This is a genomic window from Streptomyces sp. NPDC001443 (assembly GCF_053597355.1).
Window position 1 is genome coordinate 23,629 of the sequence record NZ_JBSFIA010000062.1, and the last position, 9,411, is coordinate 33,039.

Sequence of the window (9,411 nt, forward strand, 5' to 3'; positions counted from 1 at the left end):
GCGTGCTCCTTCCTTCCTTCTCGCCTACCGGGTTAGCTGACGGGTTCGGAGCAGGAAGGTCTCCTACGCGCGTATACCGCCTGTCACTGATGTCGCTGACAGTGGTGGCCGTGCGATTCACCCCAGGGTGTTGGTTCCCCGGTTCCCTTACGGGATTCGGCGCGTGCGCACGGAGCCGCCTTGTGACGGCTGGGACGACCGCGCTGCGTTATCGAACGTTAATGGGCACGAGGGCAGGATTCCAAGCCGTTCCGCTTGATCAATAACATTTTTGGCCAGGACTTAAGGCGATGACCGGCGAAAATCGGGTGAGTTGCCCCTTGTGCGGAGCGCGCGGGCAACACCTCAGGAGTCACGGCGGTTTTGATGGTGACTCAGATGTTATGCGCAGGGGGGTCGTCCGGTCACTCCACGTGACGACGGCGTGGTCAGGGACGCCGGACGGCGAGCAGGGCCATGTCGTCCGTCAGACCTCCCCCGCAGTGCCGGTGCACGTCCCGCGCGAGAGCGGCGAGCAGTTCCTCGGGATCGCGGAAGGAGCGGCCGGCGAGCCGCTCCTCGGGGTCGTAGAAACGGCCTTGGACGTCGCGCGCCTCGGAGACGCCGTCGGTGTGCAGGAGCAGGGTGGCGCCCCTGGGGAACCGGGTCTCCTCCGCGCGGTCGGGCCGGCTGCCCAGCTCGCCCATGCCGAGCGGCAGGGCCGGCTCCTGGGCCGGCAGGGGGCGCACGGTGCCGTCCGGGTCCAGCAGCAGCGGTGGCGGATGCCCGCGACTGAGGATCCGCACCGTCTCCTCCCCGTGCGGGAGTTCGGCGAGCACGGCGGTGGTGAAGCCCTCGAAGACGTCGGGCCCGTCGCGCCGGGTGCCCTCGCGCGCCAGCGCCCGCTCCAGCCGCTGGGCGACCGCCTCCAGGGTCGCCTCCTGCTCGGCGGCCTCCCGGAAGGCCCCGATGACCACGGCCACGGCCGCCACCGCGCCCATGCCCTTGCCCCGCACGTCCCCGACGACCAGCCGCACGCCGTGCGGGGTGTCCTGCACGGCGTAGAGGTCGCCGCCGATGCAGGCGTCGGCCTGGGCCGCCTCGTAGCGGGCGGCGACGTCGTAGCCGCCGATCCGGGCGGCGGGCTCGGGCAGCACCGCGCGCTGGGCGGCCTCGGCGATCTCGCGGGCGCTGGCGAGGCGCTGGTCGCCGCGGCGCACGACACGGTTGATGACCGCGGCCATCGCGGCGACCGTGGCCACGGTGACGATCTCGGTGACCGCGTCGGCGTCCGGGACCCGGGAGAACCGGACGTGCACGGCGTACGCGCCGACGACGGCGGCCACCCCCGTGACGGCGGTCCCGAGGAAGGAGCACAGCGGGGCCGCCACCAGCGGGGCGGCCGTGAAGAGGGGCGCCGCGGTGAAGCCGCGGGGCGTGCAGATGCCGTAGACGGCACCGCCGACGGCCAGCAGCGCGGGGAGCACCCGCAGGAGGCGGATCCGCCGTTCCTCGCCGGTGGCGTCGGCGGGTACGGGCGCCCCGGACGGCGCGGGGGCGGTGGGCGAGGCGGGCGAGGCCGGTGCTTGACCACCGGGGCCAGGATCCGGGGCCGGGTCGAGGGCCGGGTCCGGGTCGAGGGCCGGGTCCGGGTCGAGGGCCGGGTCCGGGTCGAGGGCCGGGTCGGGCGGAAGGCGGCCACCCGCGCGTGCGTACGGGACGAGGTGGTCGTCCGCGGCCGCCGTGCCGGACCCCTCGGCCGCGCCGGGTTCCTCGTGCGGCCCCTCACCCGTCAGGTCACCAGAGCGCACCACTCGTCTCCCGCCGTCTCCAGCCACGAAGGTCCAGATTCGCCGGAGTCGGCGCGCGGGGCGAGTGATGTTGGGCCGACCGGATGACGGCGACGGCAGGAACGGCATCGCGCGAACGCCGGGAGCCGCGATGAAAACACTCAGGGCCGGAATCCGTGAACTGGATTCCGGCCCTGAGCCTTCAGTAGCGGGGACAGGATTTGAACCTGCGACCTCTGGGTTATGAGCCCAGCGAGCTACCGAGCTGCTCCACCCCGCGTCGGTAGGACCAGCATACGCCATTCGCGGGTGGGAATGCACAACGGTTTGATCCGGGGCCGGCTCAGCCCGGCAGGAGGTGGCGGTTGGGCGCCTTGGCGGCCGCCTCGTAGTCCGGCAGGACGACGACATGCACTCCCTCGGCCGCCAGCAGCCCGCTGCCGTCGGCGCCGACGACGAAGGTGTCCGGCTCCCGCCAGGCCGTGACCACCCGCCGCACCCCCGCGCCGAGGATCAGCCGCGCGCACGGGGCCGGCCGGGACGCCCGCCGGGCGCACGGCTCCAGGCTGCTGTAGACGGTCGCGCCGGGAAGCCGCGGATCGGCCGGGTCGATCTTCGCCAGGGCCGCCTCCTCCGCGTGCGCGAGGGGATCGCCGCCCTCCCGGGAGTGGCCCCGGGCGAGTTCCGTGCCGTCGGCGGCCACCACCACCGCGCCCACGCTGAACGCGGTCCGCGACGGCGGGCACAGGGCCGCCAGTTCGCAGGCGAGCGCCAGCCAGTGCCGGTCGGCGGCCGGGACGGCGTCCGCGGTGCCGGGCGCGGTGGGCTCGTAGCGCATGAGGACGACGTCCTCGATCCGCCGGGTCTCCGTCAGCCGCAGCCGGCCGCCCTGGTACGCCCCCGGGCCGAACAGCCGGGGCGCGTCCGGGTCGCCGACGAAGAGCGGGGCGAGGACGAGCTGGAGTTCGTCGGCGAGTTCCTGCTGGAGCAACTGGGTGTGGACGGTGCCGCCGCCCTCGACCATGAGCCGCCGTACGCCCCGCACGTCGTGCAGGTGTTCCAGCAGCGGACGCCAGCCGAGCTCGGGGCCCAGCGCGACGACGTCGGTCGCGAGACCCGCCCGGCGGGCGCGTTCGGCGCCCCGGTCGGTGGTGTAGAGGACCTTCTCGCCGCCGGTGTGCCAGAAGTTCGCGGCCGGGTCCAGTTCGCCGGACCCGCTCACGGTGACCTTGAGGGGGTACTCCGGCCGCCCGGCCGCCACCCGCGCGGCCCGCCGCTCGGGCGAGTTCACCAGCAGCCGCGGGTTGTCGGCGCGGATCGTCCCGGCCCCGACGAGGATCGCGTCCACGGAGGCCCGTACCTCGTCGACCCGGTCGAAGTCGGCGGGGCCGGAGAGCAGCAGCCGCTCGGGGCCGGTGTCGTCGAGGTACCCGTCGAGGGAGACGGCGGCGGACAGCAGGACGTACGGGAACGGCATCGGCGCGCTCACTCTCGGCGGCGGGGCGGGACTCGGGACGCTTGGTTCAAGTTTGAAACAAACCTACACTGGCGGCATGACGACCCGCTGGCTCACTCCCGAGGAGCAGCGCGCATGGCGCGCGTACCTGGCCGCGACCCTGCTCGTGGAGGACGCGCTCGACCGGCACCTCCAGCAGGAGGCCGGCATGCCGCACCTGTACTACTCCATCCTGTCCCGGCTCTCCGAGGAGCCCAGCCGCAGGCTGCGCATGACCGACCTCGCCGAGCGGCTGAAGATCACCCGCAGCCGGCTGACGTACGCGGTGACGCGCCTGGAGAAGGACGGCCTGGTGCTGCGCGAGGGCTGCCCGTCGGACCGGCGGGGCAGCATGGCCGCCCTGACCGACGCCGGGATGACGGTCGTGGAGCGGACGGCGCCGGGCCATGTCGAGAACGTCCGCGCGACCCTCTTCGACCACCTCGCCCCGGAGCAGGTACGGCAACTGGAGGAGATCTTCACCGGGGTCGCCCGGGCGCTCCAGGGTGGCGGCGAGGCGCCCGGGGCACCGGAGGACGTGCCGTGGCGCCGACGCTCGCCGAAACCCCCGTGCGCCTGACCGGAACGGCGTGAGCGGCACACCGGCCCCACCCCCCCCCGAGGAGCACCGCCAACCCGCCCGAGGAAGAACGCGAACCCACCCATTGCTTCAAATTTCAAGCATGAGTTAGGGTCGGGGCCACAGGTTCTGCTTCAAAACTGAAGCAGATGTTCCCTCCGGACCCGGAGAACCCGCATGCCCGACCTCCCCGCCGCCACCCAGCGCTCCCGCGTCCGGGTCCCGCTGCGCTTCCACGACGGCTACGCCGTCGACGCCGAGCTGGTGACCTTCCACGGCCTGGCCGACGGCCAGGAACACGTCGCGATCGTCCTCGGCGACCCCGCGCCCGGCACCACCCCGCTGGTCCGCCTGCACTCCGAGTGCCTGACCGGCGACGTCCTCGGCTCGGCGCGCTGCGACTGCGGCCCCCAGCTGCGCGAGGCGGTCGAACGCATCGCCGACCGCGGCGGAGTGCTGCTCTACCTCCGCCAGGAGGGCCGGGGCATCGGCCTCTACAACAAGCTCGACGCGTACGCCCTCCAGGACCAGGGCCTCGACACCTACGAGGCGAACGCGGCCCTCGGCCTGCCCGAGGACGCCCGCGACTACACGGCGGCCGCCCAGATGCTCCAGGCCCTCGGCATCACCGCCCTGGACCTGCTCTCCAACAACCCCGACAAGGCCGACCAGCTCCGCTCGCTGGGCGCCGACGTCCGCGACCGCGTCCCGACGGGGGTCTTCACCACCCCGCACAACGTCCGCTACCTGCGCGCGAAGGTCCTCCAGACGCAGCACACCCTGCCGCTGGCCGACCTCACGGAACTGACGGAACTGCCCACGGGCTGAGGCCGCTTCCGGACCGGCCGGACCGCGCTCACGAAGGGCCGCTCACGAAGGGCCCGAAACAGTCACGCCCCCGGCTCGAAGTACCTCCGAGCCGGGGGCGTTCCGGTAGGCCCTGTGGGACTCGAACCCACAACCAATGGATTAAAAGTCCACTGCTCTGCCAATTGAGCTAAGGGCCCAGGCGATGTTGCCTCCCCGAGCATAGCCGGACAGGGCCGGGTCTCCGATCGGGTATCGGGGACCCGGCCGCGTCGGACGGCGTGGCGGCGCCGCGGTGAGCCGGGAGTGTCACGGATCGACCGGTTCGGGAGCCCCCTTGGCGGACTCCTCGCGGGCGATGGTGCGGGCGTGTTCGGGGTTGAGGAACCAGTGCCGGGCCGACGCCAGCCACCAGGTCGCTGCGAAGCCCAGCACGACGAGGACGGCGACGGGGGCGTAGTTGAACGTCTCCCAGGTGACCGGGGAGACCTGCGGGAGCATGAACAGGACCGTGATGGCCAGCACCCAGACCACCGCGACCACGCCGATCGCCCGCGACCAGCGGCCCAGGTGCCACGGGCCGCGCTCGAACTCCTCGCCCTTGCGCAGCCGCAGCAGGGTCGGCACGACGTAGGCGATGTAGAGGCCGATGACGGCGATCGAGGTCACCGCCGCGTAGGCCGTGACGTTGATCAGATAGGGCAGGCCGAGGACGAGCGCGCCCGCCGCCGCCAGCCAGACCGCCGCGACGGGGGTGCGGGTACGCGGGCTGACGGTGTGCCAGACGTGCGAGAACGGCAGGGCGCCGTCCCGCGAGAAGGCGTAGATCATGCGGCTGTTGGCCGTCACCGAGGCCATGCCGCAGAACAGCTGCGCGCCGATCACGACCAGCAGGAGCAGCTTGCCGGCCGTCGCGCCCAGCGCGTCGAGGAGGATCTGGGCGGGCGGCGCGCCGGTGGGCGAGGCGAGTTCGGCGTCGTAGGACTGGATCGCGTAGGTGAAGCCCAGCAGGAGGACGAAGCCGGCGATCCACGAGGTCCAGATCGAGCGGACGATGCCCTTGGGGCCGGCCGTCGACGCGTCGTGGGTCTCCTCCGTCATATGGGCGGAGGCGTCGTAGCCGGTGAAGGTGTACTGGGCCATCAGCAGGCCGAGCAGGACGACGTAGACGCCGCTGCCCCAGCCGGTGTTGTTCACGAACTGCGTGAACACGAACGACGTCGACTGGTGGTGGTCCGGTACGAAGGCCAGCGCGCCGACGATGACCGCCACGCCGATCACGTGCCACCACACGCTCACGCTGTTCAGCAGCGCGACGATCCGCACGCCGAAGGTGTTGAGCAGGCCGTGCAGCAGCAGGATCGCGGCGAAGAGCAGGACCGTGCGGCCGGGCGTCACCTCGAAGTCGAACTGGAGGTTGAGGTAGGCGCCCAGGAAGGAGGCCGCGCCGAAGTCGATGCCGGCCGTCACCGCCACCTGGCCGAGCACGTTGAACCAGCCCGTGAACCAGGCCCAGGCGGCGGCCGAGCGCGGGGGCGCGAGCCGGTGCGCCCAGAAGTACAGGCCCGCCGACGTCGGGTAGGCCGAGCAGATCTCGGCCATCGCCAGGCCGACGAAGAGGGTCATCAGGCCGACGGCGACCCAGCCCCAGGTGATCACGGCGGGGCCGCCGGTGTTCATGCCGAAGAGGTACAGGGTCAGGCAGCCCGACAGGACCGAGATGATCGTGAAGGAGACCGCGTAGTTGGAGAACGCCGACATCCGGCGCGCCAGCACCTGCGTGTACCCGAGCTGGGCAAGCCGTTCCTCGTCCGAGAGCCCGCTCTTCTTGCCGTCATCTGTCATGCCCCCAGCGATTCCCTCGCCGAGGGCATGACATGCGTCACATCGTGGCTAGAAAATGCCCTTGTATACGCCCCAGCCCGAGCCGATCTTCGTACGCGCTCCGAACGACCCCTTGCCGGTGCCGTTGTTGCGGTACAGGTTGCCCGCGGTGTCCCGCGCGACCAGGTCCGCCCTGCCGTCGCCGGTGATGTCGCCGACGCCGACGACGACGTTGTACGACGCGCCCCAGGCGGCGGCGACCTTCACCCGGGCCCTGAAGCCGCCGGAACCGTTGCCGTCGTAGCGCCACAGGGTGTTGGCCTTGTCCTGGGCGAGCAGGTCGCCGACGCCGTCACCGTTGAAGTCGCCGACTCCGACGATCTTCTTGTAGCCCTTCCAGTTGTCGAAGAGCTTCACCCGGGCGGCCAGCTTGCCCGCGGTGGTGGACCTGTACAGGTAGACGGTGCCGGTGGTGGCGTTGCGGGCGATCAGGTCGGGCAGCCCGTCCTTGTTCACGTCGCCGGGCGAGGTCAGCACGTCGTACTGCTTCCAGCCGGTGCCCAGCGACACATGGCTGCTCGCCGGGGTGTACGAGCCCGCGCACCGGCCGAGGTAGCGGCGCAGTTCGCCGTTCGGCATCCGGACCAGGGTCTCGGCGCACCGGTCGCCGGTCATGTCGCCGAACGGCACCGCCACGGTCCCGGCGGCCCAGCCGGAGGCGGAGACCGCCGCGGCCACGGTGCCGTTGCCGGGGGAGTAGCGCACGCCGAGCCTGCCCGACGCGTCGAGGGTGACCAGGTCGCCGTAGCCGTAGCCGCCCAGGTCGTGATGGACCGGCAGACCGCCGGAGAGCACGACCGAGCCGCCGCCCGTGTAGGTGCCGGTGCCCTCGGTCGCCGTGGCGGTCAGGGTCCAGGTGTAGCGGCCGTCGTACGGGACCGCCCCCGCGTCCGTCCTCGCGTTCCAGCCGGCCTCGGGGGCCGTGCCGGTCCCGGACTGCGTGTGCACCGTGCGGCCGAGGACGTCCTTCACGGTGAAGGTCCAGCGGGCCGGCTTGTTCAGCTGCCAGGTGCTGTTCCACCGGTCGTCCCGGACGTCGACCGAGCCGTCGTCGGTCTCGGCCTCGATCACCGCCAGCGGCTGGGACGGCACCCCGCTCTGCACGACGTGCACGGTGTGCCCGGCGTCCACATAGGCGATGTCGCCGCCGAACTTGTCCACCGACCAGGTCAGCCGCCGCTGGTCGGCGGTGTTCCCGGCGGGCAGGTCGGCGATCTCCCGCGGGGCCGCCGCCGTACCCGTGTGGAAGTCGGTGAGCAGCAGCTTCCCGGCCGTGCGGTCGTGCTGGACCAGGTAGCCGTCGCCTACCAGGGCGGGCCCGGACGGCACGGCGATGTTCTTCCTGGCCGTACGGTCGTACACGCCCGCCGGGCCGGTGGCGCCGCAGTTCCAGTAGACCCAGCGGCCCACCACCTGGAGCTCCTTCACCGTGCAGGGCGCGCCGGTCGCGAGCGTCTCGACCGTCTTCTTCTGCTCCAGGTCGTAGCCGGTGACCGTGCCGTTGCCGGTCCCCGGCGTGTACAGCCGGGAGCCCCACACGGAGGCGGCGGTGACGGCGCGGGTCAGGCGCACGGCGTGCGCGCGGTAGGGCTGCACGGCGTCGACGTACTGCTTGCCGGCCGAGGGCGCGTCGTAGACGAAGTAGCGGCCGGTGATGTCGGCGAAACGGCCGCCCGTGACGACGGGTTCGGTGCCGTGGTAGCTGTCGCGGCTCGTCCAGACCTGGGCGCGCTCCTGGCCCTCCTGTCCCTCGGCGTTGCCGAAGAAGAGGCCGACGTCGCCGTTGCCGGCCGCCCGCAGCGCCGTGCAGGAGCCCGCGTCGCAGTCGACCTGGTGGAAGTGGGCGCCGTTCGCGGACGTGCCCGCGTAGCCGCGGGTGTCCCGCGCACCCGCCGCGGTGCCGTCGGCCGAGACCGTGCGGTCGGTGACGTAGGGAGCGCCGTTCGGGGCGTTCTCCACGGTCGTGAGCACACCGCCGGCGTAGTCGAGTCCCCACACCCCGCCGGTCGTCAGGGGCATGGGAGTGGTGTCCGCGGCCGCCGGGCCCGCGGTGGTCAGGGATCCGGCGCCGAGGGCGGCCAGGCTCGTCAGGGTGAGCGCGATCCGGGCACGCCGGTTCGCGGTGGAGCGTGAGTGCACACGCCGAGACAAAGGTCCCTCCCCAGGGAAAACACCATGGCGGCGAGAGGACGGAAACCTCATCGCCAAGAACGCGCGGCTGCGCCGAGGACCCCCCTCGTCCGCGCCCGTCGAGCCAAGTCGAAGTCAACGGATGCTAACAGTCGTTACATGGTGAACGGTATTGAGAATAAAGGCCGTTGGGGTTTTTCACGGAACACCGCGACGGGCGTCGCGCGGCGCGCCGCGACAGGCACGGGAAAGGCCGAAGGGCCCGTACGACCGAAGTCGTACGGGCCCTTCGTGGGTCGGTCGGCAGACGTCAGCCGTTGCGCTTCCAGCGCGGCTTGTCGTCGCGGCGGCCGAAGGAGGAACCGGAGCCGGAGCCGGTGCCGGTGCCGCGGTGGTCGTCACGACGGCCGTGGGGACGGTCGTGACCGGCGGAGCGGAAGCCCGGACGGTCGTCGCGGCGGTCGCGGTTGAAGGGGCGGTCGCTGCCACGGTGGCCGGGGCGCTCGTCACGGCGGTCGCGGTTGAAGCCGCCACGGTCGCCGCCGCGGTCGTCACGACGCTCGAAGGAACGGCCACCACGGTCGTCACGACGCTCGAAACCACGGTCACGGTCGCCACCGAAGGAACGGCCGCCACGGTCGCCGCCGCGGTCGTCACGGCGGTCGCGGTTGAAGCCGCCACGGTCGCCGCCGCGGTCGTCACGACGCTCGAAGGAACGGCCACCACGGTCGTCACGACGCTCGAAG

General features: G+C 72.2%; 6 protein-coding genes, 2 tRNA genes, 1 pseudogene and 1 riboswitch. Of the genes and pseudogenes, 2 read left to right on the forward strand and 7 right to left on the reverse strand.

Annotated features, from left to right (window positions below; genetic code table 11):
• Window positions 1–6: 6 nt before the first annotated feature.
• A riboswitch (cyclic di-AMP (ydaO/yuaA leader) is annotated at window positions 7–172 on the reverse strand.
• A 256-nt stretch (window positions 173–428) separates the two neighbouring features.
• The 3 genes from ACWC24_RS38860 to ACWC24_RS38870 form a co-directional block, all read right to left on the reverse strand.
• On the reverse strand, window positions 429–1,790 hold the full coding sequence (locus ACWC24_RS38860; RefSeq protein WP_450667629.1) for a PP2C family protein-serine/threonine phosphatase: 1,362 nt from the start codon (window positions 1,788–1,790) through the stop codon (window positions 429–431).
• Between the two features lie 185 nt (window positions 1,791–1,975).
• Window positions 1,976–2,049: transfer RNA gene (locus tag ACWC24_RS38865), tRNA-Met, on the reverse strand.
• 63 nt (window positions 2,050–2,112) lie between these two features.
• Window positions 2,113–3,246, reverse strand: coding sequence for a dihydrofolate reductase family protein (locus tag ACWC24_RS38870; RefSeq protein ID WP_450667630.1), 1,134 nt, complete (start codon window positions 3,244–3,246; stop codon window positions 2,113–2,115).
• A gap of 76 nt (window positions 3,247–3,322) precedes the next feature.
• Between ACWC24_RS38870 and ACWC24_RS38875 the strand changes: the two genes are divergently transcribed.
• Both ACWC24_RS38875 and ACWC24_RS38880 read left to right on the forward strand, forming a co-directional pair.
• The gene (locus ACWC24_RS38875) at window positions 3,323–3,844 is read left to right on the forward strand and encodes a MarR family winged helix-turn-helix transcriptional regulator (protein ID WP_450667631.1); all 522 of its coding nucleotides are present in this window, start codon (window positions 3,323–3,325) and stop codon (window positions 3,842–3,844) included.
• A 177-nt stretch (window positions 3,845–4,021) separates the two neighbouring features.
• Entirely contained in the window at window positions 4,022–4,672 is a 651-nt protein-coding gene (locus ACWC24_RS38880) for a GTP cyclohydrolase II (protein WP_450667632.1), read from the forward strand.
• 106 nt (window positions 4,673–4,778) lie between these two features.
• Here the strand turns inward: ACWC24_RS38880 and ACWC24_RS38885 are convergent.
• The 4 genes and pseudogenes from ACWC24_RS38885 to ACWC24_RS38900 all read right to left on the reverse strand — a co-directional run.
• Window positions 4,779–4,851, reverse strand: a tRNA-Lys gene (locus ACWC24_RS38885).
• Between the two features lie 109 nt (window positions 4,852–4,960).
• The gene (locus ACWC24_RS38890) at window positions 4,961–6,496 is read right to left on the reverse strand and encodes an amino acid permease (protein ID WP_450667633.1); all 1,536 of its coding nucleotides are present in this window, start codon (window positions 6,494–6,496) and stop codon (window positions 4,961–4,963) included.
• A gap of 48 nt (window positions 6,497–6,544) precedes the next feature.
• The gene (locus tag ACWC24_RS38895; protein ID WP_450667634.1) at window positions 6,545–8,674 is read right to left on the reverse strand and encodes an FG-GAP repeat domain-containing protein; all 2,130 of its coding nucleotides are present in this window, start codon (window positions 8,672–8,674) and stop codon (window positions 6,545–6,547) included.
• A 301-nt stretch (window positions 8,675–8,975) separates the two neighbouring features.
• Window positions 8,976–9,411, reverse strand: a pseudogene (locus ACWC24_RS38900) (DEAD/DEAH box helicase); the annotation flags it as partial.

Bases quoted from the DNA above. Each gene is read 5' to 3' on its own strand.
- ACWC24_RS38870 (WP_450667630.1), bottom strand. From the start codon at position 3,246: ATGCCGTTCCCGTACGTCCTGCTGTCCGCCGCCGTCTCCCTCGACGGG.
- ACWC24_RS38875 (WP_450667631.1), top strand. From the start codon at position 3,323: ATGACGACCCGCTGGCTCACTCCCGAGGAGCAGCGCGCATGGCGCGCG.
- ACWC24_RS38880 (WP_450667632.1), top strand. From the start codon at position 4,022: ATGCCCGACCTCCCCGCCGCCACCCAGCGCTCCCGCGTCCGGGTCCCG.
- ACWC24_RS38890 (WP_450667633.1), bottom strand. From the start codon at position 6,496: ATGACAGATGACGGCAAGAAGAGCGGGCTCTCGGACGAGGAACGGCTT.